The sequence below is a fragment of the Sorangium sp. So ce406 genome (genome assembly GCF_051474675.1).
Taxonomy (GTDB): Bacteria; Myxococcota_A; Polyangia; order Polyangiales; family Polyangiaceae; genus Sorangium; species Sorangium cellulosum_G.
Genome location: NZ_CP150340.1, coordinates 4,640,238 through 4,666,685, shown reverse-complemented (window position 1 = coordinate 4,666,685; position 26,448 = coordinate 4,640,238). Strand labels below are relative to the sequence as shown.

Annotated in this window: 22 protein-coding genes; 9 read left to right on the top strand and 13 right to left on the bottom strand. The window is 70.9% G+C overall.

Translation table 11 applies throughout. The features are described 5' to 3' along the window. Window positions 1-50: 50 nt before the first annotated feature. Window positions 51-182: a hypothetical protein gene (locus tag WME96_RS17010; RefSeq protein WP_437291167.1), complete on the bottom strand. Its 132-nt coding sequence runs from the start codon at window positions 180-182 to the stop codon at window positions 51-53. Between the two features lie 590 nt (window positions 183-772). Here WME96_RS17010 and WME96_RS17005 point away from each other — a divergent pair. Both WME96_RS17005 and WME96_RS17000 read left to right on the top strand, forming a co-directional pair. Next, window positions 773-1,210: an NADAR family protein gene (locus WME96_RS17005; protein ID WP_437291166.1), complete on the top strand. Its 438-nt coding sequence runs from the start codon at window positions 773-775 to the stop codon at window positions 1,208-1,210. A gap of 160 nt (window positions 1,211-1,370) precedes the next feature. After that, window positions 1,371-3,497, top strand: a complete 2,127-nt coding sequence (locus WME96_RS17000) for a hypothetical protein (protein ID WP_437291165.1) — start codon at window positions 1,371-1,373, stop codon at window positions 3,495-3,497. A 29-nt stretch (window positions 3,498-3,526) separates the two neighbouring features. Here WME96_RS17000 and WME96_RS16995 read toward each other — a convergent pair whose 3' ends face one another. Then, window positions 3,527-4,078 (bottom strand): hypothetical protein, encoded by a 552-nt coding sequence (locus tag WME96_RS16995; RefSeq protein WP_437291164.1) that lies wholly within the window; start codon window positions 4,076-4,078, stop codon window positions 3,527-3,529. Between the two features lie 284 nt (window positions 4,079-4,362). Beyond that, complete coding sequence (locus tag WME96_RS16990; protein ID WP_437291163.1) at window positions 4,363-5,046, bottom strand: hypothetical protein; 684 nt, start codon at window positions 5,044-5,046, stop codon at window positions 4,363-4,365. Window positions 5,047-5,155: 109 nt separating this feature from the next. Here WME96_RS16990 and WME96_RS16985 point away from each other — a divergent pair, with 109 nt between their 5' ends. Beyond that, window positions 5,156-6,121, top strand: coding sequence for a DUF4423 domain-containing protein (locus WME96_RS16985; protein ID WP_437291162.1), 966 nt, complete (start codon window positions 5,156-5,158; stop codon window positions 6,119-6,121). A 64-nt stretch (window positions 6,122-6,185) separates the two neighbouring features. Here the strand turns inward: WME96_RS16985 and WME96_RS16980 are convergent, their stop codons facing one another. Next, a complete protein-coding gene (locus WME96_RS16980; protein ID WP_437291161.1) occupies window positions 6,186-6,857 on the bottom strand; it encodes a cyclase family protein in 672 nt (223 codons plus the stop codon). 291 nt (window positions 6,858-7,148) lie between these two features. Here WME96_RS16980 and WME96_RS16975 point away from each other — a divergent pair, with 291 nt between their 5' ends. Next, on the top strand, window positions 7,149-8,888 hold the full coding sequence (locus WME96_RS16975) for an ABC transporter substrate-binding protein (RefSeq protein ID WP_437291160.1): 1,740 nt from the start codon (window positions 7,149-7,151) through the stop codon (window positions 8,886-8,888). Window positions 8,889-8,916: 28 nt separating this feature from the next. On the opposite strand, the gene WME96_RS16970 is transcribed toward WME96_RS16975, so the two are convergent. From WME96_RS16970 to minC, 3 genes are all read right to left on the bottom strand, one after another. Beyond that, entirely contained in the window at window positions 8,917-10,497 is a 1,581-nt protein-coding gene (locus tag WME96_RS16970; RefSeq protein ID WP_437291159.1) for an MSCRAMM family protein, read from the bottom strand. Between the two features lie 208 nt (window positions 10,498-10,705). Then, a complete protein-coding gene (locus WME96_RS16965) occupies window positions 10,706-11,263 on the bottom strand; it encodes a hypothetical protein (RefSeq protein ID WP_437291158.1) in 558 nt (185 codons plus the stop codon). A 610-nt stretch (window positions 11,264-11,873) separates the two neighbouring features. Continuing rightward, on the bottom strand, window positions 11,874-12,713 hold the full coding sequence (gene minC, locus WME96_RS16960; RefSeq protein WP_437291157.1) for a septum site-determining protein MinC: 840 nt from the start codon (window positions 12,711-12,713) through the stop codon (window positions 11,874-11,876). A gap of 221 nt (window positions 12,714-12,934) precedes the next feature. Between minC and WME96_RS16955 the strand changes: the two genes are divergently transcribed. Together WME96_RS16955 and WME96_RS16950 are read left to right on the top strand one after the other, a co-directional pair. Continuing rightward, window positions 12,935-13,714 (top strand): hypothetical protein, encoded by a 780-nt coding sequence (locus WME96_RS16955; RefSeq protein ID WP_437291156.1) that lies wholly within the window; start codon window positions 12,935-12,937, stop codon window positions 13,712-13,714. A 429-nt stretch (window positions 13,715-14,143) separates the two neighbouring features. Then, on the top strand, window positions 14,144-14,428 hold the full coding sequence (locus tag WME96_RS16950) for a hypothetical protein (protein ID WP_437291155.1): 285 nt from the start codon (window positions 14,144-14,146) through the stop codon (window positions 14,426-14,428). 230 nt (window positions 14,429-14,658) lie between these two features. Here WME96_RS16950 and WME96_RS16945 read toward each other — a convergent pair whose 3' ends face one another. Genes WME96_RS16945 through WME96_RS16935 form a run of 3 tightly spaced genes read right to left on the bottom strand, consistent with a single transcriptional unit; the run spans window position 14,659 to window position 17,530 of the window. Further along, window positions 14,659-15,231, bottom strand: a complete 573-nt coding sequence (locus tag WME96_RS16945; protein ID WP_437291154.1) for a hypothetical protein — start codon at window positions 15,229-15,231, stop codon at window positions 14,659-14,661. 2 nt (window positions 15,232-15,233) lie between these two features. Then, window positions 15,234-16,592 carry a hypothetical protein gene (locus WME96_RS16940; RefSeq protein ID WP_437291153.1) on the bottom strand — a complete coding sequence of 453 codons (1,359 nt, stop codon included), beginning with the start codon at window positions 16,590-16,592 and terminating at the stop codon, window positions 15,234-15,236. After that, a complete protein-coding gene (locus WME96_RS16935; RefSeq protein WP_437291152.1) occupies window positions 16,589-17,530 on the bottom strand; it encodes a hypothetical protein in 942 nt (313 codons plus the stop codon). The genes WME96_RS16940 and WME96_RS16935 overlap by 4 nt, the downstream gene beginning before the upstream one ends. A 154-nt stretch (window positions 17,531-17,684) precedes the next feature. Here WME96_RS16935 and WME96_RS16930 point away from each other — a divergent pair, with 154 nt between their 5' ends. Together WME96_RS16930 and WME96_RS16925 are read left to right on the top strand one after the other, a co-directional pair. Continuing rightward, window positions 17,685-18,536: a DUF350 domain-containing protein gene (locus tag WME96_RS16930; protein WP_437291151.1), complete on the top strand. Its 852-nt coding sequence runs from the start codon at window positions 17,685-17,687 to the stop codon at window positions 18,534-18,536. Then, window positions 18,533-19,777 carry a glutathionylspermidine synthase family protein gene (locus WME96_RS16925; protein WP_437291150.1) on the top strand — a complete coding sequence of 415 codons (1,245 nt, stop codon included), beginning with the start codon at window positions 18,533-18,535 and terminating at the stop codon, window positions 19,775-19,777. The genes WME96_RS16930 and WME96_RS16925 overlap by 4 nt, the downstream gene beginning before the upstream one ends. 67 nt (window positions 19,778-19,844) lie before the next feature. Here the strand turns inward: WME96_RS16925 and WME96_RS16920 are convergent, their stop codons facing one another. Then, entirely contained in the window at window positions 19,845-22,613 is a 2,769-nt protein-coding gene (locus WME96_RS16920) for a DUF2961 domain-containing protein (protein ID WP_437291149.1), read from the bottom strand. Window positions 22,614-22,962: 349 nt separating this feature from the next. Between WME96_RS16920 and WME96_RS16915 the strand changes: the two genes are divergently transcribed. Then, a complete protein-coding gene (locus tag WME96_RS16915) occupies window positions 22,963-24,024 on the top strand; it encodes an ADP-ribosylglycohydrolase family protein (RefSeq protein WP_437291148.1) in 1,062 nt (353 codons plus the stop codon). Here WME96_RS16915 and WME96_RS16910 read toward each other — a convergent pair. After that, window positions 24,005-24,946, bottom strand: a complete 942-nt coding sequence (locus WME96_RS16910; protein WP_437291147.1) for an ABC transporter permease — start codon at window positions 24,944-24,946, stop codon at window positions 24,005-24,007. The genes WME96_RS16915 and WME96_RS16910 overlap by 20 nt on opposite strands. Next, complete coding sequence (locus WME96_RS16905) at window positions 24,943-26,445, bottom strand: sugar ABC transporter ATP-binding protein (RefSeq protein ID WP_437291146.1); 1,503 nt, start codon at window positions 26,443-26,445, stop codon at window positions 24,943-24,945. The genes WME96_RS16910 and WME96_RS16905 overlap by 4 nt, the downstream gene beginning before the upstream one ends. Between the last annotated feature and the right edge of the window lie 3 nt (window positions 26,446-26,448).

Here is a 26,448-nt window from a genome sequence, read left to right as displayed (position 1 = left end):
CCTGGGATGTCGTGCGGTCGGCTGGCTCTTCGCCCCCTTCCGCGGGCGCCTCACCCGCTCCTCCCGCAGACGCTGCACCTGTCAGCGGCGGCGAGGTCGCCGAGGAGCTTCTCGACGGGGACGCCCGCCGCCTTCGCGGCGCGGGTCGCCATCGCGAGGGAGCCGCCGTCGTGCCCCTTCACGATGTTGCGCAGGGTGCTGCGCGAGACGCCCAGAACCTCGGCAAGGCAGCCCCACGTGCCGTACGCTGCGCGGAGGTTGCGCAGGGCTGCCCGGAGGCGGTTGCTCTGTGTGGGGCTAAGTGTGAGACGTGGGCGGCGGCGCGCGGGCGCACGTCCGCCTTGCCCGCCGTCGGGGGGGATGAGGTATAGCTGCACTGTTCGGCTCCGGTTGCTCGGGGTCGGACCACGCAGCCCGGACGATTGCCGTCGTCGCGGGCTGCACCTATTCCGGCGGAGCCTAACCGCTCACGCGAGGTGTGGAGTCAAATGACCGCACCGGATCTCAAAGTGCCGCACTACCCGAGATCGGTCCTGGAGGGGCGGTACAACCGCCCCCAGACCATCGAGATCGGTCCTGGAGGGGCGGTACAATCGCCCCCAGACCATCGAGATCGGTCCTGGAGGGGCGGTACAACCGCCCTCCTCGCGCCGTTCCCGGTCCTCGCGCGCGGTCGAGGTGCCTTCGATCCCCGGTGCGTCGAGGCCGACCTGACCCAGGTTGGGTCGCCGGCACAGCGCCGTCGCGCCAGCGCGTGGGGTAGGATCGGTGCATGACCGTCATCAACTTCTACCGCGCCGGCGACGCCTACGGCTTCTTCTCCAACTTCTCGCGCCATCCGGTCACGCTGAAGGGCAAGGTATGGCCCACGAGCGAGCACTACTTCCAGGCCCAGAAGTTCCCCGGCACCCACCACGAGGAGGAGATCCGCAACGCCCCCGGCCCCGGTGAGGCGGCCCGCATGGGTCGACAGCGGAGCCGACCGCTGCGCCCCGACTGGGAGCAGGTGAAGGACGACATCATGCGCGAGGTGGTGCGGGCAAAGTTCACCCAGCACGAGGATCTCAAGCGCGCCCTGCTCGACACCGGGGACGCCGAGCTGGTCGAGCACACGACGAACGACGCCTACTGGGCCGACGGCGGCGATGGGAGCGGGGTGAACATGCTGGGAAAGATCTTGATGGAGATCCGCGAGGAGCTGCGCCGCTGACGCTCGACAGCGCCTCTCTCTCGGCGGCCCCGGGTCTCCGGCGGCATGCAGGACGAGCGCGCGTACAGCGGGGCACGCGGAGCCCCGTGGAGCCGTGCTTTGACGGAGACGCGAGGGCTGGTCGGGTGTACCAGGACGCCCGCGAATGAGGAGAGCATCCATGTCGAGGAGCCTGTCCTTACCCAGAGTTCTCACCGCGGCCGGGCTGGTCGCGCTCGCGTCCTGCGGAGGCACCACCGCGGCGACGCCGCCGCCGCAGTCGGCCGCGCCCCCGTCGCCCGCGGGGACCGCGGCAACCACGCCGCCGACCGCCCCCACGATGCCGCGGAGCGTGGAGTCGCTCGTCGACGTCGTCCCGAGCGACGCGGTGCTCGTCGCGAGCGTCCCGCAGGCCGGCGCGCTCCTCGCGGGCGCGCCGGTGGTCCAGGAGGCGCTCGTCCAGGAGCTCGCGGCGGTCCTGGCGCGCCAGCCCGGCGTGAGCCCGGACCTCGCCCGCGACGTCACGGCGTCGCTCGACGGCGCCATCGTGTTCGTCGGCGGCGAGGCGTCCCAGGGCGGCGCCGTGTGGGCGCTCCTCGGGCACGGCTGCGCGGCGGCGCGATTCCGCGACGGGGCGCCGGTCGAGCGCCTGCTGAAGGAGCTGCCGCGGGAGACCGGCGAGGACGGCGCGTTCGCGCTCCGGGACGACAAGGACAGGGTGTTCGCTCACGGCGAGTGGCTCGCGGAGGCGCGGGTCGCCCTCCTCTGCGCCCGGCCAGAGCCGCTCGCGAGGGCCCTGCGCGTCGCCGGGCAGCGCGAGGCGTCGTTCAGGAGCTCCGCGCTGTTCCAGGCCGAACGCGCGAAGGATCCATGGCTCGCGCTCGACCTCCACCGCATGAGCAGCGGCGGCGCCACCGCACCCGAGCCCGGCTCACGGCTCTTCCTGGCGCTGCCGATGAGCCAGGGCGCGCCCGGCCTCCGCGTCGAGCTCGCGGCCCTCGGACCGGAGTATCCCCGCCTCGGCGCCGTGCTCGCGGCGACGGACCACGGCGCCATGGCGAAACTGCCCTCGGGTGCCCTGGTGGCGCTCGGGCTCTCCCTCCAGCGATCGCCCGGAAAGACCGTGAGCGACGTCCTCGGCGCCTTCAACGGGCTCGCCGGCGGGCCCGTCGCGGCCGCCGCCGCGGGCGCGCTCGCCGAGGTCGGGCTCGAGCTCGGCGACGTGGACAGGGCGCTCGGCGGGGAGGCCGCGATCGGGATCTACCGCGATCCGAAGCACAAGCTCGCCTTCGCGGGCGGCGAGCGCGATGCGGCGCTCCGGCACAACGCCGTGCTGATCGCGATCGCGACCGCGGATGCGGCCGCGCAGAAGAAGGTGTTCGACGCGGTCGCCGCGCACATGAAGCGGACATCGAAGAAGGTCCGGACCAGGCCGGGATGGGTGTCGGACGATCTCGACGACCACAACGAGCTGAGGGCCGAGTCGAGGCAAGGCTTCGTGCTGATCGGCGCGGGCGACCGGAGCTTCCTCGCTCAGGTCGCCGCGCGCTTCGGGAAGGACAAGGAATCGCTGGCCGCGAGCCCGTCGTTCGCGGAGGCGCGGGCGCGCGCGAAGGCGCCCTCGCACCTGGAGATGTACCTCGATCGTCAGACCTTCGCGGGCCTGCTCGAAGGGGCCGCGGCGGCGAGCTTCGGCGCCCTCGGCGCCTCGCCGACGCTGCTCTCCCTGACGCTCGCGCCGAGCGACCGCGGGCTCGAGCTCGCGCTCGGCGGCCAGGGCGGCGTCGAGATCCTCGGCACGAGCGCCGCGCTCGCCGTCTACGGCGTCCGGCGTTACCTCGCCTCCGCGAAGACGGCGGAGGCGAAGAACACGATCGGGGCGATCGCCCGCAGCGCGGTCGGAGCGTTCGAGCGCGCGGCGGGCTCGCAGAAGAACGTGCCGCCGTCGTCGCGCCACCTCTGCAAGTCGGCCAACCCGGTCCCCGCCGCCGTGCCGCGGGGAGCCCGCTACACGCCGTCCTCGAGCCCCGGACAGGACTTCAACCAGGGCGACGACACCTCGGGGTGGCGTTGCCTGCAATTCAACCTGGCGATGTCGGCCTACTACCAATACGACTATCGCGCCGGATCGGGCTACAAGGGGCCGGCGCGCGGCGGGCCCGATCCGGGCAAGGATGGATTCGAGGTCTCCGCGGAGGGGGACCTCGACGGCGACGGGACGACGAGCCTGTTCACGAGGACCGGGAAGATCGTCAACGGGAAGCTCGTGCTGAGCCCGCAGATCTTCATCGCGGAGGAGATGGAGTAGCGCGCCGGATCCCGCAGACGGCGCTCCCCTCACCGCTCCCGCGGCGTCACCACGCGCAGCGAGGCGCGCGCCTCGCCGATGCGCACCACGATATCGCCCTCGCCCCAGCGCTCGTGGAGAGGGTAGGCGCGCATGAGGGTGCCATTGCCCAGAAAGCCGCTGCACAGCGCCGCCATGTGGCCGCAGCGCGGCGGCTTGACCGCGAGGAAATCAGGGTGGCTCCAGGTCACGCTCTGCGATGACACCATGTCGAGATCGAAGGGCTCCCCGCGCGCGGTGAGGGCCTCGGCCACGAGCTCCACGTCGCTCTCGATGACGGCGGGCCCCTTCACGGTCAGCTGCGCGATCGGCGCGACGACCAGGGCGATGTCGCCGTTCTCGCAACGCACCACGCCGCGACCCGCGCGCCTGGCCTCGACGTGGACCGGCGGCCGGTCCCCCGGGTCCACCTGGAGGACGTCGCCGCCCTCGCGGACGCGGCACGCGCCGCCGCTCTGCTCCGGAAGGAAGACCTCCACGCCGACAGGCACGCGGTGCTCGCCGAGCAACGGGTGACACCCCACCAGCCAGGAGAGCGACACGAGAGCACCGGCGCAGCGGGCCAGACCGCCGCGGCGCGCGGCGGCGGTGCGAGGGCGCCTCCCGCCGGGTCCGCGCGCGACGCCGGATGGGAGGTGCGGCCAGAGCATGAGCACAACCTATCATGGAGGGGCGCTGCGCGATGGGCGCATCCCTCGAGCTGATGACGGACACGGGCGGTGGATGCATGCGCCGCCAGGCCCTCCCGTCCCCCTACCGTCTGCCCTCCCCCGCCTGCCCCCCTCCGGCGCAAGTTCGCCCCCACGCCCCCAGGGCGGACCTCGACTCAGAAGTCCGCCACGTTGAACATCCGCGCGGAGACCGATCCATCCGGTCCGTCGCTGGTGGGGAATGTCTCGGCGACCCCGCTGATCACGCCGTCGACAGCGGTGCTGCTCAAGTTACCGTTCAGGTACACGATCACCTCCCTGAACTCCGCGGGATCCACCTCGGTGACCTCGTACGTTCCCTGGAGCGCGTCGAGATCGATCCGGTGGGTGAAGCTCGCCGAGCTGACCTGCAGGGCCCTGAGCTTGACCGTGAACGTCTCGTCGAACGCGCCGTCCTCCGTCGAGAAGGCCAGAGGGACCTGGATCTGCAGGTGATCGGCGCAGTCGAGGGCGAGCGCCATCTCGGCGCCGCCCGACCCGCTGCTCGGCGGCGTCGTGGACCGGACGAAGCTCGCGGAGACGATCTCGCCCAGCGACAGCGTCGCTGTCGTGCTGCCTCCCTTCGCCCACGTGAGCGGGGCGGAGCGCTCCCCGGACAGCGCGGTCACCACGTCCTGCGCCGAGAAGCCCAGCGCCGTCTCCGCGTCGGCGGCGATGGCCTCCGCCTCCTCGTGGCACGCCCCCTCGCCGGCATGAACTCCGCCGATCTGGCCGCCCTGAGGGTTGCCCTCGCCGCACCCGAAGAGCCCGGCGCTCATCACCGCCGCGACCGCCCAAGAAAGCCAACGCCGCTCGCCCATGATCAAGACCTCCTGCGGCCTACCTTGCGTTCGCTCACCGACCCGCGCCAGGGCAGCTTCGCACATTCCATACCGCAAACAGGCCTATGGATGTGCGAACCTGCGAGACATGGACCACGAATCCCTCGCGCAGGAGCTGATCCGCGCCCTGCGCGGCCGGCGCTCGCAGCGCGCCTTCAGCCGGCGGCTCGGCTTCCGCACCAACGTCGTCTACACGTGGGAGTCCGGGCGGCGGTGGCCCACCGCGGCCACGTTCCTCGCGGCGGCGCGGCGCGCTGGTGTCGACGTCGCGGGGGCGGTGGGGCGCTTCTTCCCGTCGCTGCCGGCGTGGCTCGCGCACACCGACCCGGCGTCGGCCGAGGGCGTCGCGGCGCTCCTGAGCGAGATGCGCGGGATGTCGCCCATCGTGGACGTGGCGCGGCGGGCGGGCAGGAGCCGGTACGCTGTCGCGCGCTGGCTCTCGGGCGAGGCCGAGCCGCGGCTGCCGGACTTCCTGCGGATGGTCGAGGCGTGCTCGCTGCGCCTGCTCGACTTCGTGGCGCTGTTCGCGGACCCGGCGGCGCTCCCCGCGGTGAGCGCGGCGTGGCGCACGCTGGAAGCGCAGCGCCGCGCCGTTTACGAGGAGCCGCTGCTGCCGGCCATCCTGCTCGCCCTGGAGATGCCGTCGTACCGGGCGCTGCCGCGGCACGAGCCGGGGTGGATCGCGCGGCGGCTCGGGTTCCCCGCCGAGGACGAGGCGCGCTGCCTGGAGCGGCTCGCCGAGGCCGGCCAGATCCGCAAGAGCCGCGGGCGGTGGAGCGTCGCGCCGATCCGGACCGTGGACACGCGCGCCGACCCGGACGCCGAGCACCGGCTCAAGTGCTTCTGGGCCGGCGTCGGGCTGGAGCGGCTCTCGCGCAAGGCGGAGGGGCGCTTCTCGTTCAACGTCTTCACGGTCTCCGAGGCCGACCTCGCGAAGCTGTCAGAGCTCCACGTGAGCTATTACCAGAACATGCGCGCGGTGATCGCCGAGTCACGGCCACCCGAGCGCGTGGTCGTCGTGAACCTGCAGCTCTTCCCGCTGGACGGGCCATGAGCCGCTCGCGGCGATGCGGCGACGCCGCCGTCGCTCGATCGGGCGATCCCGCGATCCGCACGACTCACAGGATCGCGAACGCCCGGACCGGGAATGTCCCGAATGCGCGGACCTTCACCGGGACCGCGAAGAGGCGGGCTCCGGCGGCGGGGAGCTGGTCGAGCGCGGTCATGTGCTCGCAGATCGGGATGTCCGCGCCGAGCAAGATCGAGTGGACCGGCCGCGTGGGGTCGGCGGTGTCGTCGATGTTGTAGGTATCGACGCCCACGAACGCGACCCCCGCGCCGGCCAGGAGCTGCGCCGCTTCCCGCGTGAGGAACGGATGGCCCTCGAAATAGCGATCGGTGCGCCAGTGCGCGCTCCAGCCGGTGCGCACCAGGACGGCCTTCCCGGCGAGGTCGAGCCCGTCGAACGCGTCCGCGTCGATCGCCCGCGCGGACCGGTCCCGCGCCTCGACGACCACGCTGTCCAGATCGGCGAGCGATTCGAGCCGCAGGTCCGCGAGATCCTTCCCGTCCGCATAGCGATGGAACGGGCTGTCCAGGTACGTCCCCGTGTTCGCGACCATGTCGATGCGGCCGATGTGGAATTCGACACCTTCCGCGTACACCGCGCGCGACCGCTCGCGCGAGAGGAAATCGCAGATCACCGGGGCCGGCACACCCCTGTACGTCGTCATGCCGTGCTCGACGGTGTGGCTCAGATCGACGAGGCGTCGTGATAGAGGGGTGGTCACGGTCCGCTCCTTGGAGGGGCTCGACGCGACCGAGCCTCCGGCGCCCGGTCCGATGCCGGGCCGCCGCCAGTTTCTCGATACGGCGCGAGGAGGTCCAGAAATCGGGTAAGTTGACATGCTCGCACATCCACCGATAGAGTGTGAAATCGGGGATGAAGCCCTCGACCGAGGCACCTTGGGGCGGGCGCCTCGCGGTGACGCCTCGGCGGAGGCCAGGCCGGAAGTGTTTCCATTGCAATGAATCATCGCAGGGGAGCCGGAATCGCGCGTGTGGAGAACCTTATGCCTGGGGTGAATCGAGCCGTTCCCCGTCGCGCTTTCATCCTGTCGGCGCTGGTCCTGTCTGCCGGCGGCGCGGCGGGCTGCTCGTCCAAGGAGAGAGCGGAGGCCACCCCGGTCGCGCCGGACCAGGGGGCGCAGGCGTCCACGCCGGCGCCGCTGCCGGCGGAGGCGCCCCCGAAGGGCGCCGCGATGGTCACGATCGCCAGGGAGCAGCAGGCGACCTGGGTGCGCAACTTCAATCCCCTGCTCCCGGAGGGGAACTCGCGATTCCCGACCGTCGCCGGCATCTACGAGCCGCTCCTCATCTACAACACGATGAGGAACGAGTACACGCCGTGGCTCGCGACGAAGCACGCGTGGAGCGAGGGCAACAAGAAGCTCACGTTCACGATCCGGTCCGGGGTCAAGTGGTCGGACGGGCATCCGTTCACGGCGAGGGACGTGTCGTTCACGTTCGCGCTCCTCAGGAAGCACCCGGCGCTCGATCTGTCGGGGATATGGAAGTTCCTCGGCGGCGTCACGGCCGAGAGCGAGAACGTCGTCGAGTTCACGCTGAAGCGGCCCTATGTCCCGGGCCTCAGCTACATCGGCCACCAGCCGATCGTGCCGGAGCACAAGTGGAAGGACGTCGCCGACCCGGTGACGTACGCGAACGAGAACCCCGTGGCGACGGGCCCCTTCACCGAGGTGAAGACGTTCCAGAACCAGGTGTACGAGCTCGGCAAGAACCCGAATTACTGGCAGGAGGGCAAGCCGGCGGTCGAGGGGCTGCGCTTCCCCGCGTACCCGGGCAACGATCAGGTCATGCTGGCGCTCATCAACGGTGAGATCGACTGGGCGGGCGCCTTCGTGCCCGACATCGAGCGGGTCTTCGTCGAGAAGGACCCGGCGAACCATCATTACTGGTTCCCGCTCGTCGGCGGCACGGCCACGCTGTACCCGAACTCCACGAAGAAGCCGTTCGACGACGTGCGCGTGCGCAAGGCGATCAGCATGGCGATCGACAGGGAGCAGATCGTCAAGCTCGCGGCCGACAACTACACGCACGCCGCGGACGCGACGGGGCTGGACGACTCCTACGAGCGGTTCCGCAACGAGAAGGCGGTGGCGGCGGGCGACTGGGTGACGCTCGACGTGCAGCGGGCGAATCAGATCCTCGACGAGGCGGGCTACCCGAGGGCCGCGGACGGGATCCGGACGAGGAACGGCAAGCCGCTGCGCTTCGAGATCAACGTGGTGAGCGGCTGGTCGGACTGGGTCCGCGCCGTCCAGATCATCGCGCAGAACCTGGAGAGCGTGGGCATCGACGCGTCGATGAGGACGTACGACTTCAGCGCGTTCCACGAGGCGCTGCAGAAGGGCGCGTTCGATATGTCGATGGGGTGGACCACGGTGGAGCCCACGCCGTACAACTTCTACCGCGATCTCATGAGCGCGGAGCTCATGAAGCCGGTCGGCGAGATGGCCGCGCGCAACTGGCACCGCTTCGGCGCGAAGGAGGCGGACACGCTGTTCCACGCGTTCGAGGCCGCGACGGATCCCGCCGATCAGAAGCGCATTTTGGACGCGCTGCAGATGATCTTCGTGCAGACGGCGCCGGTGATACCGCTCTTCATCAACCCGTCCTGGGGCGAGTACAGCACGAAGCGGTTCACCGGGTTCCCCACCCTGAGGAACCCGTACGCCAAGCTGACGCCGAACAACCCGCCGGAGTATTTGCTCGTCCTGGTCGAGCTCCGTCCGAGGTGACGGCGCCGGCCCACCGGGGCGCCGCAGCTCAGTTCGTCTCCTCGGAGGCGGGCTCCGGCGTCACGTCCAGGCTCACGGTCTCGACGGCGCCCTCGGCGACCTGGATGCCCCGGCCCACGGAGGCGGACATGGCGGTGACCAGGTAAGCCCCCGCGGCGAGCGAGGGCACACGGAAGTTGCCGTCCTTGTCGGTCACCGACGTGTGGCGCTCGAAGCCCTGTTTGCGGCCGCGGTTCGTGGCGACGAGGAGGCGAATCCCGGCGAGGGGCTTGTCGCCAGCGGTGACGCGCCCGCGGAGCTCGCCGGTCCCCGCGCCGAAGATCGAGATGTCGCGCTTCACCGTCTTGCCCTCCTTGACGTTCACGGACACCATGGTCGACCGGCTCCCGTCGCGCAGCTCGACGCGCGCCATCCCGGCGGGCAGGTCGTCGATGCGATAGCGGCCCTCCTCATCGGCCACCACGTTCACGAAGCCGACGGAGCGGGCGAGGAGCGTGATCTTGGCGTGGGGGATCGGCGAGCCGTCCTCCCGGCGCGCCACGCCGTGGAGGCTCCCGCCGGAGGACATGACCACCTTGACCGGCTCCACCTTGCCGCAATCGGAGATGTTCAAGGCCACCGTGGTCACCGCATGGCTCCCGTCGTAGGCGCGCACCTGGACGTCCCCCGTGGGCACGTGCTCGAGCCGGAACGTGCCGTCGTCGCCGGTCTGCGTCTGCTGCACGTCGGCCGAGGACCGGAGGGCCTGCTCGCTCAGGGACCCGGTGCCCAGGCGCGACTCGGCGTCGACGAACACGCCCGGCAGCGGCGTGCCCTGCGCGTCCTCCACCCTCCCCGAGAGGACGCACCCGCGGGAGAGCGCGAGCTCCACCGTGCCCGTCTGGCCGTGCTCGACGGAGAGCATCTCGGAGAACGCCGGCGCGCGCTCCTCGGCCGTGGCCTTGAGGATCACGTCCCAGGGGGGAATCTGGTCGATGCGGAAGGTGCCATCGGGGCTATCGAACGTCTGCGAGTACATCGGCGGCGGCGCCGGCACGTCATCGGGAATGGCGGAGAGGACATCGATGGTGAAGCGGCGCACCGGCTCCCGGCGCTCGTCGAGGACGCGCCCGGTGATGACACCGCTCCTCGAGAGCACGAGGCTCACGGTGTCGCCGCTGTGCGCGACCGTGTTGGTCGGGCCGTAGCCGGCCAGATCGGCCTTCAGCTGGTACGTCCCGTCCGGCAGGCTGAGCTCGAAGCGCCCGCGCTCGTCGCTCCTCACGACGCGCGCGGTCGAGGGGATGTTGCCGGCGACCTCGAAGGTCGCTGCGACGACGGTCGCGCCCGCGAGCGCGTTGCCTTCCGTGTCGTAGACGTCGCCGACGATCCGCGGGCTCTCGGGCTCGCGCGGCCCAGACGGCGCGGGGGATCTCAGGATGGCCCGGTTCCGGTAGGTGGACGGTGGCCTCCGCGTCTCGCCTCCAGCGTCCTCGCTGCTCGCGGAGAGGGTCTCTTCGGTCCTGGGACGGGCGAGCAGCAACACCGCCGCCGCGATCACGAGGGCGAGCAGGAGGAGCCTGCCAGAGGACCGATGAAGGAAGCTTGTTCTTGTGCTGTGCTGTTGCATCGTCGTGCCTCCAGGTGGCGTACCCCGGCGACCGCGCGGTCGTGCGGCAGAGGCCTGGCACAAAAAGGGAAAGTCGCCGGCGAAAGCCGGCGACTCCCTTCCCGCCAGGGACCGGCGCGCGCTGCCGCCGGTCACCGGAGCTCCCGTGTGCACCCCGGGAGCTCCGGCCGGCCGTCGATCTGCGGCGCGCCGGATCGTGCTTCGAGGATCAGTCGCCGGTCGCCGTATCGTCGACCTCTTCGCCCTCGTCGTCGACCGCGTCGTGACCCTCACCAAAGCTCAGAGCCTCGCCATAGAACTCGTAATTGACGTTGTCGAGCCCCTTGAAGCTAACCGAGGCAGAAATGTTACCTTCACGGTCCGTGCTCCCCACAAGCAGCTGAACCCTCTTCTTGGAATTCCTGAAGAACAGGTAGCTGCGCTTGTTACGATCATTGACAACAAAGCCAATGCTCGGCTTCTTGTCGAGGTCCTCGCAATCGTAGTTGCCGGTGTTCAACTTCTGCAGCCAGTAGAAGTTGGAGCTACCCAGTATATCCCCCTCGAACACCACCTTACAGGCGCGCGCACAGAACTCCACCGGATAGCCGAGGTACTCACCTTCCGCGTCGTCGATGTAGACGGAAGGATCGCACTTCAACGTGTTGGCTTCGCTGAGCTCGTAGCCACCTTGGATCGTGACATCGTACTCGAGCGTGTGCGCCATCGCGCCGGCGGAGAGCGTGGCGGAAGCAAGGACGATAAGAGAGACAAGCGATTTATTCATGGAAACCTCCCGTTATCACCACAGATGAACGATCTCACGCCGAGCATCCCTCCCGGCGCACGGCTCCGCATCGGCTGATGGGCTGGAACGACGTCTATCGCCGGCTCACCTACCTCCGCGGGCCCGAAGGCGGTCACGCGCTCCGCGGAGCTCTGCGTGACAGCGAGCGGTAAGCTATTCCACGAATACAACGGTGCAAGAGATTTTTCGGCTCGTAGATTTGTTTCAGGGTAGTCGCGCTGGACGATCAGTGCTTGTTCCAGCGACGCCAGCCTGCGGGAACACCGGGTTCGTCCATCGTCCCATCGCGCCTGTCGGGATCTGTCATCGTTGCGACGGCGGTGGTCCGGACGCGAGATGCCGACCACGTCCGATCCGGCGGAGATCGTTCGAACCGAACGACCCCTGCCCTGTGCGAGCCGCGGAAGGGCGGCGAAGGCTGCCCGTACGAACGCGCTCGTCCCGGGTGGTGCTTCGTGCAGGCGGATCGCGTGCCCCGCGACGGCGAGGCCCCGGCGGGCGGTTCGCCCCGGCTGGCCAGCCGTAGCGCCCCGAACGGCTCGGCGGGCGGCCTTCGGCGGTGAACCTCCGCCGGACGACCTGCGATCGCCTACAGCCGCGTGATCACGAGGCCGTCATTCTGCACCGAGATGCGGGCGGGCTTGCCGCGGTGCTCGTCGGGGATCTCGTCGGCCATGAGGTAGCGGCCGGCGATCGAGACGAACTCCGCCTCGAGGCTCATGCAAAAGATGCTCGCGTCCGCGTTGTTGTGGGCGCCGGCCATGGCGCGGCCGCGGAGCGGGGCGTAGACGTGGATGTTGTCGTTGGCGATGAGCTCCGCGCCGGAGCTGACCGGCGAGAGGACCACGAGGTCCCCGTGAGGCACATAGATGACCTGCCCGCTGCGCACGGGGTGCCGGACGGTGAGCCCCGCGGGCGGCGGCTCGGCCGCGTCGGGCGGCGGCGCGGCTTCCCGCTGGCGCCGGGCGGGCCCGGCGGGGCCGCGATCCGGGGCTGACCCGGCCGACCCGCGCTCCGCGGCCGCGGACGCCACGGCCACGGGCGCCGGCGTGGGCGTGTTCCCCTCGGCCGACGGCTGGCGCGTCGAGCGCGAGAGCGGCGTCCGCAGGACGCCGAGGCCGGCGGCGACGGCGCGCTCGCGCTGGGCGTCGGTCGGGTTGCGCACCGCGATGGGCACGAGGTTGTGCCTCCTGAGGGCCTGGGCGAGGGCGCCGAGGTCGACGTGCTCGTCGCCGAGCGCCTCGAGGTCGAGCAGGATCGGCAGGTGCAGGAAGAAGTGCGGCATCTGCGAGATGTGGTCGGCGAGCTGACGCTCGATGGCCGAGACGTCCGCCGTCTTCAGACAGAGCATCGTGATGGCGGGCATCGTGCCCTTGAGCGCAAACGCCTGCTGCTCCTGCCGCTTCTCCCCTCGCCTGCCCGACACCATCGCTGTCCTCGCTCGCAAAAAGGTGCTTCCGCGCCGGCACTGTAACCCGGAACCGGCGGCGCGCGCCGGAAAAACCGGCCGGCTCGCCGGCCCGGAGCCTGTTGGCGCGCGCCGGAAAACCGGCCGGCTCGCCGGGCGTCGCGGCCGGCGCCCGGTCGCGTCCACGGCCGCGCGCCGCTGGTTGGCTGGCCCCCTCGGAGGGTGCTAACGGTGGTTTGGCCATGCCCACCGCGCGCCGCGCCTCCGTACGGCGGCTCGATGATCTCGATCTCCGCGGGGCCTCCTCCCCCTCCCCGCGCGCGGGCACGCCGCCCGTCGACGCGCTCGACCGCCACTTCGCCCTCGAGATACCGCGCGTGTTCTCCGAGGAGGAGCGCGCCGCGCTGGTCGCCGGCGTCCGCGCCGCCCGCGCCGAGTGGACTGCCGACTTCGGAGGCGAGCAGTTCTCGCTGGGGCGCGCCTTCTACACGCACCTGGAGACCGGGCGTTCGCGGCTCTATTTCGCCGACGCGGCCGCCTCGGACACGCGCGTCGAGCGCCACCTCCCGGGCCTCCAGCGCCGGATGCGCGAGCTCGTCGCGGCGCTCACCGGCGGGCTCGCGCAGCCCCGGCGGGGCTTCTGCGGGCCCGGCGTGCACATCTTCCCTGCCGGAGAGAAGGTCGCGCGCGAGGGCGGCGTCGTCCACTTCGACACGGAGGGGCTCTCCGACTACCACCTTGCCCGGCGGCGCCGCGCCATCACCGTCGTCGTGATGCTGGACCTCCCCGAGGCGGACGGCGGGCTCAAGCTGTGGGACGTCCTCTATGACGGGCGCGACGATCCGGGCGGCGAGGCCGCCTCCGCCCGCAGCCTCGTTGCGCGCTACAGCGCCGGCGGCGCGCTCGTCATCGACAGTTACCGGCTGCACCAGATACAGCCCTTCCCCGGCGACCGCGATCGCATCTCCGCCACGGTCCACGCCGCGGAGATCGACCGCGGGCGCTGGGAGACGTGGTTCTAATAAGGTCCGTAAACATGTCTTCTGTCAGCTTGCAACCTCCGCCAATTCGCAGCTAGACACCGCATCTCGGGGGCGATCCTGCCACATCGACCACGCAGGATTCCCCCTCTGAACGCTTGGTTCTCGCGGAGAGAAAATGGCTGGAACTTCGCCGTTTGCAGTTACTCTACGGATCGCTGCAGAGATTTTCTCTTTGCTCCAGACCATGGAACGGTGACTGAGCGCATTTCTATGGCGACGCGCGCCTACAACTTGATGTCCTGAGAACGTTCTACCAATCAGCAAGAGTAGGCCAAAGGCTCGCGCGTAGGGCACGAACAACCATGCGTGCCCCGCGCGGCATGGCCGTTGCATCCCTGCCTATCGGGCACGATGCCGAGCTTCGCACGCCCATCGGTTAATCTGCTGAACTGGAGAATGGAGAAAGCCATGAACAAGCCGCTCAATTTTGCACTCGCCGTAACCTTTGGTCTCGCTGTTATGCAATTCCCCGCACACATTGCCCGCGCAGCCGACGCAGCCACGTGCGGGAAATACGCGAGCGGAGCCGTAGCACAACAGAATGACAATCTCAAGCGCGGCTGTAATATCAGCGGATCGGCGTGGACCTCAGACTACAACGACCATTACAACTGGTGCCTCAATGCCACAGTCGAGCAGGTGGTAGGTGGACTCATGGAGCGCGCCATAGCATTGCAAAGCTGTAATCGATGACATTCCCTGCCGAGTGGATGCTTCTCCAGCAAGATCCATCTGATCGTTGACGCCTCGGGTCTGCGCATCGCTTTGCCGTGGAGTGCCCGTTCAACCCGCTCAAGGCCTTCCGCCGCTTCGCCACGCGTGACGGGAAGACGCTCGGCAACTACGCCGCCTTCATCGTACTCGCCTGTGCCCGCTGCTGGCTGCGAATTTATGGACAGGCATCGAGCGGCAGTCCTGCAAGACTACACGATCTGCCGCAGGTAGTGGAACTTGGGATCCTTGAGGTCCTCGGCGGTGAGCGCCCAGCCCTCGTCCCGCGGGATCAGGTAAATGACGTCCGACTTGACGCTGGCGAAGCTCACGTGTCCGAGGTTCTGGAGGATGTGGCCGAACACGTCGCGGCGCCAGAGGCGGTCCTTCGGGACGTCGCAGACCGCGCGGAGCATCCGATCGGTCGGCGAGCCCTGGACCAGCAAGAACGCCATCGTGAAGGTCAGGTAACGCGGCTGGCCGCGGTACACGTCGGGCGTCCCCGAAGGGCCCTTGCGCGCGCCCTCCTCGGTGATCATGCCGCGGGACCACATGCCGTAATCGTTGAGCGCGCGGGAGTCGTCGTCGAAGTAATCCCAGCACCCCTTCTCGAGGAGGTTCAGGTTCTGGAGCAGCGCCACCTGCGCGCGGCGGTACTGGTGCCACTTCTGGTTCAGGCTCATCGTCTCGCAATGGCCCATGATCGACTCGTGCAGCGTGCGCTGGAGGGGGCTGCCGGGGTCCATGCGCGCGCAGACCTCCATCGCGAAGATCGAGTGCTCCACGATCAGCCTCCGTACCCGCCCGAAGCCCGGTTCCACGAGCCGCTGCGGCTGAGCGCCGCGCCGAGGATCGCGCCGGTGCCGAGCGCCACGACGACAGGCACCGTCCCGAAGGTCTCCGGGGTCGCCTGCGCCCCGCCGAGCGCGCTGCTGCTCGCGAACGGCGTCGCGCGCGACGTTGGCATGTACTGCTTGCCCGGCCGCCGCACGGCCGGCTCGACCGGAGCGGGCCGGGGCGGCGGGCCCCACGGATAGTCCACCCAGAACCATCCGTGCGACGCGGCGCGGCCGCCATAATAGTACGGAGGCCACTCCTCGGTGGCGTTCGCTGGGCTCGCCTCTGCGGGATCGGCGGAGAAGATGTCCGCGGCCATCAGGCCCACGTCGATCTGGCGCATCCGGTAGGCGACGAAGTCATCGTTGAGGTCGTCGGACTCGGTCGTATCCGCCGGGGTGGGCACGACATAGAGCACGTGACGGATCCCCCGATCCCAGAGCGCATCGGCCGCCGGCAGCCTCGCGACATACCGGTTGTCGAACTGCGTCGCGTCGTCCGAATAGGCCGAGAGCCGCTGGCGATCGAGCACGAACATCGTCGCGCGCGGGCCCTGCTGCGAGCGGGCGAAGAGCGGCTGGTAATACGCCGCCGCGGCGAGCGTCAGGTGCGCCTTGACGACGCCGCGCGGGTGCGGCCAGTTGTCGAACGTGAACACCGGCTCGAACGCCTCCGCGGCGCCGGCGGCGAAGGCCACCGACTCGGGGCCGTCCAGGTCCACGATGACCGCGATGTCTCGACGAAGGCCGCTGGTCGTCCGGGCGGCGAGGAGCAGGGACGCGAGCGCCTTGCCGCTCCGGTACGCCCTGTCCATCGCCGGCGTGAAGATCGGCCGGAGCACCGTGCCGAGCGGCGTCACGGGCGCCGGATCGCCCTGGGGGACGAGCGTGGGCACCGCGTACGGCGACTCGAACAGCGAGGGCACGTAATAGGCGCGCAGGGACTCGTCCACGGGCCTCAGGTCCGTGGACATCCTCGCGAGCGCCCCCTGGTCGAACGGCTTCTTCGACTCGCCGTCGAACGTCACGCTCTCCTGCGCCGCGCCGAAGCTCCACCCGAAGCTCCGCTGCATGTCGAGCGCGCGCTTCCTCTGGACCTCGGTGTCGTCGTCCGAGCACCCGTCCGCCGCCACCGCGATCGCGGCTGCGACCCCGGCGAGCCCGACGGCGCCGAGCGCGATCATGATCGCGCTCCGCCGCGAGGCGTCCTTCGGCGCGTCCGCCAGGCCCTGGTGCCACCAGCGCGCGCCCACGATCCCGGGCTTGTCGAGCACCTCGGCGCGCTCGAACGGCTCATCCAGCTTGCTCACGCGGCGGCCTCCTCGGCGTCGCCAGGGGCGCGCGCGGCCAACGGCGGCGACGGCGGCGACGGCGGCGCGGGCCTCACGCCGTTGTCGCGCCGGAGCGCCTCGAGGAACCCCGGTTCGAACGTGCCGTCGATGCGCAGCGAGTACCTGAAGAAGGGATCCGCCTCGACGCCGTGGTAATCGTGATCGTTGAACCAGTAAGCCCGGCCGGCGACAGGCGTCTTCCGCTGCGCCTGCTCGTCCCATAGAAACAGGCGCTTGTTGCCCAGAGGACACAGCGTGATGAAGTGGTCGGGCTCGCCCTGCGTCCCCTCCCCGCGCATCCCCTCCCCGTCCCGGTGCACCGTGCCGTGGTCGTTCGCCTCGAGGCCCATGATGTTGCAGCGCCCGATCGACGAGAACGGCAGTCGCTTCACGTGGGCGATCGTCCTCGGGAAGAACGACCGCGCGAGCCGGGTGAAGTCCTTCCCCTCGCTCCGGCTCTTGTCGCTCCAGTACCGGTTCGGGATCAGCTCGACATAGACCTTCCAGGGGAAGTAGACCCCGTGGCGGAACTTGAGCCACAGCATCTGTCGCCGCGAGAGCGGGAGCTCGCGCTCCTCGCCGAACTCGAGCGCGTCGCGCGCGGAGACGTCGATCGCGGAGGGGTCGTCCGAGAGGCGCTGGAACGTGCGGAAATCCTCGTCGCTCAGGCCGCGGATCACCTCGCCGTAGTCGGCGAGCGCCTCGCCGACGCGCGACGGCGGCATGATGCCCATCGCGCGGTGGCTGCCGCCTGTGTAGTCGATCGGCACCTGCGTGAGCCCGAGGCAGATCTCCTCGTGGATCTCGTCGAGCGCGGAGAGATCGAGGTACGGCTCGAGGTCGATGTAGGGCCGCGCGAAGACGCCCTGAATGCCCTGAATGCCCTGGGTGGCTGAGTCGCGAGGAGGTTCGACCATGGGTGCGCCGCGGGAGCCGGGCCGCCCTCGCCCGGAAGGCCTACCCATATCACAAAGGGCGGTCCGCCCCGCAAACCCGCAAGGCCCCGGAGCGCCGCGCGCCGACCGCGCTGGGTCTTGTGACGGCGCGGCGCGTTCTGTAGCGTGCGGGGCCATGGAACTGTCCTACGTCATGGGGTTCGGGCTGGGCACCACGCTCGCTCTGCTCGCCCTCCTGCGCATCGGGCAGCGCATCTTCTCGCCGGCGCACACGGTCGCGCGCGACCTCGCCGAGGGCAACGCCGCGCGCCGGCTGCTCACGGTGGGCCAGGTGCTCGCGGTGTTCCTCGTCGCCGCGAACGCCGTCAAGAACTGCCTCGACGGCTCCGGCTTCGCGCGCGATCTGCTCTGGGTGAGCGCGTTCGCGGTGGTGGGGCTGCTCCTCGTGATCGCGACAGGCCAGCTCGGGATCCGGCTCTTGCTCAGGGCGCGGCTCCCGGCCGAGATCGAGCGGGGCAACGCGGCGGCGGGCCTCGCGGCCGGCGCGCACTACGTGGCGACCGGGCTCATCACGTCGCGCGCGATCGCGGGGAAGGACCTCGGCGATCTCGCGATCTCCCTCGGCTTCTTCCTGCTCGCGCAGGTCACGCTGCACGTGTTCATCTCGCTCTTCCGGGCGCTCACCACCTACGATGACGCCGAGCAGATCCAGGGAGAGAACCTCGCCGCCGCCCTGAGCTACGCGGGCGCCACGATCGCCGTGGCGATCCTCATCGCGAGGGCGCTCGAGGGCGACTTCGAGGGGCTCTTCGTGTCGCTGAAGGGCTATGGCGGCGTGCTGCTCTATCTGTTCGCCCTCTACCCCGTCCGGCAGCTCCTCGTACAGAGCCTGCTGCTCGGCGCGCCGCTCTCGCTGCGCGGCGGCCGGCTGGACGCCGGCATCGCGGCCGAGCGCAACGAGGGCATGGGCGCCCTCGAGGCGGCGACCTACCTCGCGACCGCGATCGCCATCGCGCGCCTCCTATGAGCGACGCTGTCCGCGCGTACGACGCGTTCGCCGCGAAGATCGTCGAGACGGGCCTCATCACCGACCCGTGGGTGGACGGCGCGCCGCGCTTCCGCGAGGAGCCGGTGTTCGTCACGGCGGCGGAGCAGCGCGCCCTGTACCGGGCGGCCGAGGAGGTCGCGGCCGTCTACAACGAGCTCTGCCTGCTCGTCGCGGACGAGCCCGCGCTGCTCGACGACTTCTTCTGTCTCACCCCCTGCCAGAAGGCGATGTGGCTCTCGTCACAGCCGCTGTGGCACGGCATCGCGCGCGCGGACGTGTTCCTGACGGACGAGGGCCCCGCGATCGCCGAGCTCAACTGCGACACGCCGACGGGCGAGGCGGAGGCGGTCGTGCTGAGCGCGCTCGCGGCGCCGGACCACCCCGGCGCGCGCGACCCGAACCGCGAGCTGGGCGGCCGGTTCTGCGCGATGGTGGAGGAGGTCGCCCGCGCGCTGCTCGGCGAGGCCGCGACGCGGCGCGTCGGCTTCGTGTATCCGACGGAGTTCACCGAGGATCTCTCGGTGATCCGCCTTTACCGGCGCTGGCTCGAGGAGCGCGGCCACGCGGTGATCCTCGGCTCGCCGTACAACCTCGGTCACGACGAGCGCGGCCTGTCGCTGTTCGATCTCCCGTTCTCGGTGCTGCTCCGCCATTACAAGACGGACTGGTGGGGAGAGCGATCGAGCGTGTGGACCGACGAGCAGATCCCCGACCCGGAGCCGCTCGTCGGCCCGCTCGGCGCCGTGCTCACCGCCGCGGCCGACGGGCGCGTCGCGATCCTGAACCCGCTCGGCGCCGTGCTGCCGCAGAACAAGCGGTCGATGGCGTTCATGTGGGAGCACATCCATCGCTTCTCGCCGCACGCGCAGTCGGTGATAGAGCGCTACATCCCGGTGACGTCGCGGCTGGAGACGGTGCACCCCGAGCTGCTCCTCGCCCAGCGCGAGGAGTGGGTCCTGAAGAGCGATTACGGCGCCGAGGGAGAAGAGGTGATCCTGGGGCGCCACACGCCCGATCACGTCTGGCGCGCCTCCCTGGCCAAGGCGCGCGAGGGCCGGTGGATCGCACAGCGGTACTTCACCGCGCTGGAGAACGAGCGGCGGGAGTCGGTCAACTACGGCGTCTACCTCATCGCCGGCGAGGCGTGCGGCCTCTACGCGCGCGTCCAGGCGGGGATGACCGACGCGAGCGCGCTCAGCGCGCCGGCCCTCGTGCGGTAAGGGTACGCCGTACAAGACGGTGTACGGCAGGGCGCCCCCGGCGAGCTGGAGGGCCGACGCGCGCGGCTCAGAGGCCGAAGAGCTCCTGGAGGAACACGCCGCCCTTGCCGGGGCCTGCTTGCGTGAAGAACAGGCGCCCCTTGTCGAAGTCGCTTCCCTCCGCGATCCACTCGGCCGCGTGCGCGCGGAGCCGGGCGATGGGGCGCGGCGGGAACGCGAACGGCGAGCGCGAACGGTGGACGAACGTGGCGTCGTAGTCGACGGGGTAGCTCGTGAACGTCAGGTAAAACCACCCCTTGCGCTCGAACACGAAAGGAGACTCGGTGTGACCGCTGTTGGGCATCGCGGTCTCCGGCCCGAGCGTGAGCGCCATGGCCGGCGGGCTCCAGCGCACGAGATCCAGCGACGTGCGGTAGGCGACCCCGCTCCGGGGCGACTCCCGCGACGCGCAGCGCGTGTAATAGATCACCCAGAGATCGGCGAGCCGGACGAGCATGGGATCGCGCGCGACGCAGATGTCCTCGAAGAGCGTCCCTCCCTCGCGGGCCCAGCGGATGCCGTCGCGCGAGCGCGCGATGCGGAAGCCAAATCGGTCGGGGTCGTGCGTGCCCACGTGAAAGACCATCACCAGGCTGCCGTCTCGGTCGCGGACCATGTGCGGGGCCCAGATCCAGCGCTCGTCCGCGATGGCGCGGGCGGCGAAGCCCTCGGGAGCCATCGAGAAGCTCGGCGAGGCGGCCTCGATCCAGCGCTCCGGCCCGGGACCGGGCGCCGTGGCGAGGACGAACTCGCGCTCGAGCTCCGGCCGATACGGCTCGTGGTGGAAGATGCCTGTGAGGATCCACCGGCCGTCGGCGAGCTGGAGGATCGAGTGGTCGTTCACGTAGAACGGCCCCCCGGGGAGGTCGTGGGCGTCGAAGATCTTCACGGCCGGGCCCTGCGTGAGCTGCGGCGCGGGAGGTCCGGAGAAGAACCGCAGCGTGTAGCTGCTCTCGCTCCACGGCGCGGGGGAGCCGGTCGCGTCGATCTCGAGGACCGGGCGCCTGCCTCCACCGCATTCGCCGGGGAGCAGGTCGATCCAGAGCGCGTCCTCGGCGAGCGGCCGGACGGGGTTCGCCAGCATCTCGTGGATCACGCCGACCTCCCGCCCGTCGAGCCTCACGCGGGCCGTCTGGGGGGTCTTCTCCGCGGAATACGCGCGGAGGAGCAAGAGCCCGCGCGCGTCGGGCGGGCACTGGACCTCGATCCGGGTGATCCCGCGGGCTTCGCGGAGCCGGAAGCGCCGCCGGGGCGCCGTGCGCTCGGCGTCGACGGCCGAGCGCGCGAGGCGCCGGCGCCCTCGCGCGCGGACCTTCTGCTCGCCGATCACCCGATGATCCGAGAATGCATAGGCGAGGCCGAGCGAGCGCACCCGCAGGGGCGCATAGGCCCCGGTAGGCCCGGCCTCCATGCCGAAGCGCATGCCGGAGCGGCTCACGATGGGGTCGGCCACGTGCAGGCGGTAGAGGGAATGCTCGAACCGGGCGTTCCTCCAGTCGTCCTCGGGATCGTGGACGATGAAGCGGAGCTGGCCGCTGAAAGGATTGCTGTGCGCGCCGATGAAATAGAACCCCCCGTTATAGTAGTCCTCGGTGCCGGTCCCGATCTGGAGGGGATACGACATCCCGTCGGTCCGGATCATCTCGTCCCCCTCGAGGTACAACCGGTCGCCGAGACGCCCGCCGCCGAGGTGCTCGAGGAGGCCGACGAACTGGAGCGGCTCGTCGCTCTCGAAGAAGGGCATCGTCGTCTCGCGTCCAGGGGCCTCCTGATCGCGGTAATGCGCGAGGAGCCGCACGCCGGGGCGCGCGGTCGCGAGGGTGACGGCCGCCTCGATTCCCGCGATCTCCCCCCCTTCCGCGACCTCGATCGAGAGCGCCTCTCCCTCGGCCAGCGGAATGGGCAGGCGCGTCGCGAGCCTGCCGACGCCCGAGGCGTCGGGCGCCCGGGCGGCGTGCAGCGCGCTCCGGAAGGTGGTCCATCCGCCGTCGGCCTCGGTGCCCGTGCTGGCCAGGCCGAAGAAGAACGACGCGGGTACGGGCTGCCCGCCGACCCGCACAACCAGGTCCTTCAAGCGCCCCGCAGGGATGAGGAGGTCGAGGCCCGATACCGTCGCAGGGCCTGTCGCGAGGACGAGCGGGGCGCCCAAGCTCGGCCCGTGGCGGTGCGATCGCGCGGGCAGGGCGGCGGTCCAGTCCTCGGCCATGAACCGCGCGAGCTCCTCGGGCGTCGGACCCGACGCGGCGCCGGGGCCCTCGCGGTAGGTGACCTGGTAGTAGATGCGAACGCCCCGGAATCGGACCTTCGCCTCGCTGGACCACGCGAACGGGACATAGCTGGTGAACGCGCCCGAGCTCGCGTCGATGCCGAGCGCGAGCGGCGATCTCCAGGGGCCCCGACCCTCGAAGAAATCGTGGGGTGACCCGCGAAAGACCGTGTGTCCGTCGATCTCGATCCAGAGCTCCTGGTCCGGCTTATCGAGCTCCGCGCGGGGGGCCGTCATCCAGATCCGCGTGATCCTCCCCTCGCCCCGGGCATGGAACAGGACCCGGTGCTCCCCCTCGAGCGCGACCCCCGCGCGATATCCATCGTCGTTGCCGCCGGCAGGGTCGTGCGTTGTCACGCTCCGCGTCATCCACCCGGGATGAAAGGAGAGGAGATCCTCCAGCACCGGATCGATCGACGCGACGCTCGGCGCCGTGGCGCCCGGCGCGTCGAGGAGGTCGTGGACCGCGCGGGAGATGGGGAGATCCAGGTGCGCGCCGGCGGCGGCCCCGTCGAGACTTCGGGCGCTCATGATCACAACCTAAGGGCAAGATGTCACCGGGGTAGCGGGGACATACGGTATCGCGCTTGCACCACCGCGAAGCGAGACCAGGCGCGACGCTCCGGGCGCGCATTTCGACGAGCAATCCATGCGCACTCACGGCGATCGACGGCGTGCCGAAGGTTCATCCCGGCGCGGGAGCTCTGCGCGGTGGAGCGGCCTGCTTCTCGCGCTGCTCTCGCTATCTCCGCCCGCGGGCGCAGGCAGCGCGCCGAGCCGCGCGCTCGACGACCGTGGGGAGCAACGGGAGCCGACGGGAATGTCCTCCCCGCCGCGAAGGGGGCTCGATCGCGCAGCGTACGCGGAGCGACTCCGCGCGATGTGGGTCGGCGCCTGCATTGCCAACTGGACAGGGCTGCGCACCGAGGGCGTCCGCGTCGGGCGCCCCTTCTTCACCGACGCCGACTGGGGAAGACCGCTGGGCCGCGACGGGGCGCGGATCGACTTCGTGCTGCCCGATCCCTGCCCGGCCGACGACGACACCGACGTCGAATACGTCTACCTGCACCTCATGACCGAGGCGGGGACGCTCTTCCTCTCTCCCGAGGGGATCCGGGACGGGTGGCGGGCGCATATCAACGATTTCATCTGGGTCTCCAACCGGCGGGCGCGCGACCTCATGGAGCGGGGCGTGCTGCCCCCCGCCACGAGCGATCCGGCGCTCAACCCGGAGTCGCTCCAGATCGACGCGCAGCTCACCACGGAGATCTTCGGCGCCCTCGCGCCCGGCAGGCCGGAGCTCGCGCTGCGGATCGCCGATCTCCCCATCCGGACCACGGCCTGGGAGCACGCCGCGCACGCCGCGCAGTTCCATGTCCTCCTCTTCTCGCTCGCGGCGACCGTCGATCCGGAAAAGCCACGACGAGAGGAGATATTGCGCATCGTCCGCGAGGCGAGGAGCTACTTGCCGGATGCGTCGAAGGCCGCCGACGTCATCGATTTCGTGGTCTCCGGGTATCTGGCGAGCAAGGATCGCGACGACTGGGAGGCCGTCCGCGACGCCATCGCGCGTCGCTACCAGGAGCAAGCCGGGGCGCACGGCTTCGTCTATCGCGGGTTCACCGAGTCCGCGATCAACCTGGCGACCGGGACCATGGCCCTCCTGTTCGGCGAGGGGAGCTTCCCGCGCACGGTGCAGATCGGCACCCTGTCCGGATGGGACTCCGACAACGGCACGGCGACGATGGGCGCGCTCGTGGCGCTCCTCGGCGGGATGGCGGAGCTGCACCGGGCCTTCCCGGGGGCGCGCCTGCCCGAGCGCTACCATGTCCACCGCACGCGCCCCACCCTGCCGGACCGGCTGCCGGACGACCCGGAGGCCGAGGATACGTTCACGGACATCGCGCGGAGGATGGTCGATCTCATCGCGCGGCCGCGCTGACGCCGCGCGCGCGCCGCGCCCGATCGACGGCGACCGCGACAACGATGATCGCGCCCGTCGCGATCTCCTGCACCCAGCTCGGCAGCCCGAGGTGGACGCCGCCGGTCCGGATGGTCGTGATGAGCAGCGCGCCGATCACGCTCCCCGCGACGCTCCCCTCGCCGCCGGAGAGCGGCGCGCCGCCGATGACCACCGCCGCGATGACCTCGAGCTCGAGGCCCACCGAATCGGTCGGGTCGCCGACCGTCAGCGTCGAGAACTCCATGACGCCCGCGACGCCGGCGAGCAGGCTCGAGAGCGTGTACACAGCGATCTTCACGCGCCCGGTGTCGATGCCGCACAGCCGCGCGGCGGCCTCGTTGCTGCCCACCGCGAACACGTGGCGCCCGAAGCGCGTGAAGGTGAGGACGGCGAAGACCAGGAGCGCGAGCGCCACGGTGATCCACAGCCCGGGCGCGGTGAGGTCGGCCGAGAGCAGCGCGTCGAGCCCGCGCGGATCGGCGTCGATCTTCTGCTCGGACGCGAGCCCCTTGGCGGCGCCGCGGAGCGCGCTCATCGTGCCCAGCGTCACGACGAAGGGCATCATCCGCGCGCGCCCCACGAGCGCGCCGGTGAGGACGCCCGCGAGGCCCGCCGCCGCCGCGGCGGCGAGCGCCGCCGGGAGCGCCGGCACCCCCGCGCGCAGGAGGGTCGCGAGGACGACCGTCGTGAACGCGACGAGCGAGCCCGTGGAGAGATCGATCCCGCCGGTCGCGATGACCAGCGTCATGCCGACGGAGCAGATGGCGACCACCACCGTCTGCCGCGCCATCGTGAGCAGGTTCTCGCTGCGCAGGAAGGTGTCGGGCGTGAGCGCCGCGAAGAGCGCGTAGACGAGCACCAGGGCGACGAGCGGACCGACCCACGGCGGACGCTTCTTCACGAGGATGCCTCCAGGAGGAGCGACGCCTCCGTCCACGACGACGCGGGCCGCGGCGGCTCGAGGATCCCCCGACGGAGAACCGCGACGCGGTCGCACGTCGTCACGAGCTCGTCGAGCTGGCTCGACACGAGCACGATCGCCTTGCCGGCGCCCGCGAGATCACGGAGCAGCGACAGCACCTGCGCCTTGCTCGCAACATCGATGCCGCGCGTCGGCTCGTCGACGAGGAGCACGTCGAAGTCCTCGCGGAGCAGGCGCGCGATCTGGACCTTCTGCTGGTTGCCGCCCGAGAGCTCACCGGCGCGCTGATCCGGGCCCCGGGCGCGGATCGCGAGCCGCTCGATCCAGCGCGCCGCCTCCGCGAGGAGGGATCCCGGCGCGGCGAGGCGCGGCGCGCGCGGGGAGAGCCAGACGTTCTCGGCGATCGAGCGGCCGAGCATCAGCCCTTCCCCGCCGCGATCCTCGCTGAGGAGTCCGACGCCGCGGCGAGCCCGCAGCGTGACCGTGCCGCTCCGCTTCGGGTCGAGCCCCGCGAGGATGCGCAGGAGCTCCGTCCTCCCCGAGCCGACGAGGCCGGCGATGCCGAGGATCTCGCCCCGGTGGAGCGTCAGCGACGCGCGCTCCGGCCGCTTCACGCCGGAGACGTCCCTGGCGTCGAGCACCACCTCGCCGCCGTCCGGGGTCGCCGCCTCGGGCGCCCCGCTCGCGCGCGCCTCCTCGAGCGCGCGGCCCAGCATCTCGCGGACGATCTGCGCCGGCTCGGTCTCGCGCGGGTCGCCCTCCCCGGCGACGCGGCCATCGCGGAGGACCGTGTAGCGGTCCGCGTGCGCGCGCACGTCCGAGAGGAAGTGCGTCACGAGCAGCACCGCGAGGCCCGCGTCCCGCAGGGTCCGGATGCGATCGAACAGGCGCGCGGCGTCGTCGTGACCCAGGCTCGACGTCGGCTCGTCGAGGACGAGGAGCCGCGCGTCGAGGCGCCCGTCCTCGCGGAGGCCGCCCTGCGCGAGCGCCCGCGCGAGCTCGACGAGCTGCTGATCGGCGACGCCGAGCTCGCCGACGCGCGCGTCGAGCGGCACGCGCGCCGGGTCGGCGGCGACGAGCGAGATCGCCTGACGCGCGACGGCGCGAGCGCGCTCGCGGTCCCGGATCCCGGGCCGCGCGCGCGCGGTCGGCTCGATCCCGAGCATCACGTTGTCGGCGACCGTGAGGTGCGCGCAGAGCGTGCGCTCCTGCGGGACGAGGACGACGCCCGCGCGGCGCGCGCCCTCGGTCGACGCGGGCGCATACGGCGCTCCCCCGAGCAGGAGCGTCCCGGCGTCCGCGCGCTCCATGCCGAGCAGGACGCGCGTCAGCGTGCTCTTGCCCGCGCCGTTCTCGCCGAGCAGCGCGTGGACGCTCGCGGGCGCGATCCGCAGGGAGACGCCCCGCAGCACCGCGTTCTGGCCGAACGCCTTGGCGAGGCCCGTCACCTCGAGGAGGGGCGCGCGCGCTCCGGCCATGGG

Coding starts and splice junctions, on each gene's coding strand:
- WME96_RS17005 (WP_437291166.1), top strand. CDS start 773: ATGACCGTCATCAACTTCTACCGCGCCGGCGACGCCTACGGCTTCTTC.
- WME96_RS17000 (WP_437291165.1), top strand. CDS start 1,371: ATGTCGAGGAGCCTGTCCTTACCCAGAGTTCTCACCGCGGCCGGGCTG.
- WME96_RS16990 (WP_437291163.1), bottom strand. CDS start 5,046: ATGGGCGAGCGGCGTTGGCTTTCTTGGGCGGTCGCGGCGGTGATGAGC.
- WME96_RS16985 (WP_437291162.1), top strand. CDS start 5,156: ATGGACCACGAATCCCTCGCGCAGGAGCTGATCCGCGCCCTGCGCGGC.
- WME96_RS16970 (WP_437291159.1), bottom strand. CDS start 10,497: ATGCAACAGCACAGCACAAGAACAAGCTTCCTTCATCGGTCCTCTGGC.
- WME96_RS16965 (WP_437291158.1), bottom strand. CDS start 11,263: ATGAATAAATCGCTTGTCTCTCTTATCGTCCTTGCTTCCGCCACGCTC.
- minC (WP_437291157.1), bottom strand. CDS start 12,713: ATGGTGTCGGGCAGGCGAGGGGAGAAGCGGCAGGAGCAGCAGGCGTTT.
- WME96_RS16955 (WP_437291156.1), top strand. CDS start 12,935: ATGCCCACCGCGCGCCGCGCCTCCGTACGGCGGCTCGATGATCTCGAT.
- WME96_RS16950 (WP_437291155.1), top strand. CDS start 14,144: ATGAACAAGCCGCTCAATTTTGCACTCGCCGTAACCTTTGGTCTCGCT.
- WME96_RS16935 (WP_437291152.1), bottom strand. CDS start 17,530: ATGGTCGAACCTCCTCGCGACTCAGCCACCCAGGGCATTCAGGGCATT.
- WME96_RS16930 (WP_437291151.1), top strand. CDS start 17,685: ATGGAACTGTCCTACGTCATGGGGTTCGGGCTGGGCACCACGCTCGCT.
- WME96_RS16925 (WP_437291150.1), top strand. CDS start 18,533: ATGAGCGACGCTGTCCGCGCGTACGACGCGTTCGCCGCGAAGATCGTC.
- WME96_RS16920 (WP_437291149.1), bottom strand. CDS start 22,613: ATGAGCGCCCGAAGTCTCGACGGGGCCGCCGCCGGCGCGCACCTGGAT.
- WME96_RS16915 (WP_437291148.1), top strand. CDS start 22,963: ATGTGGGTCGGCGCCTGCATTGCCAACTGGACAGGGCTGCGCACCGAG.
- WME96_RS16905 (WP_437291146.1), bottom strand. CDS start 26,445: ATGGCCGGAGCGCGCGCGCCCCTCCTCGAGGTGACGGGCCTCGCCAAG.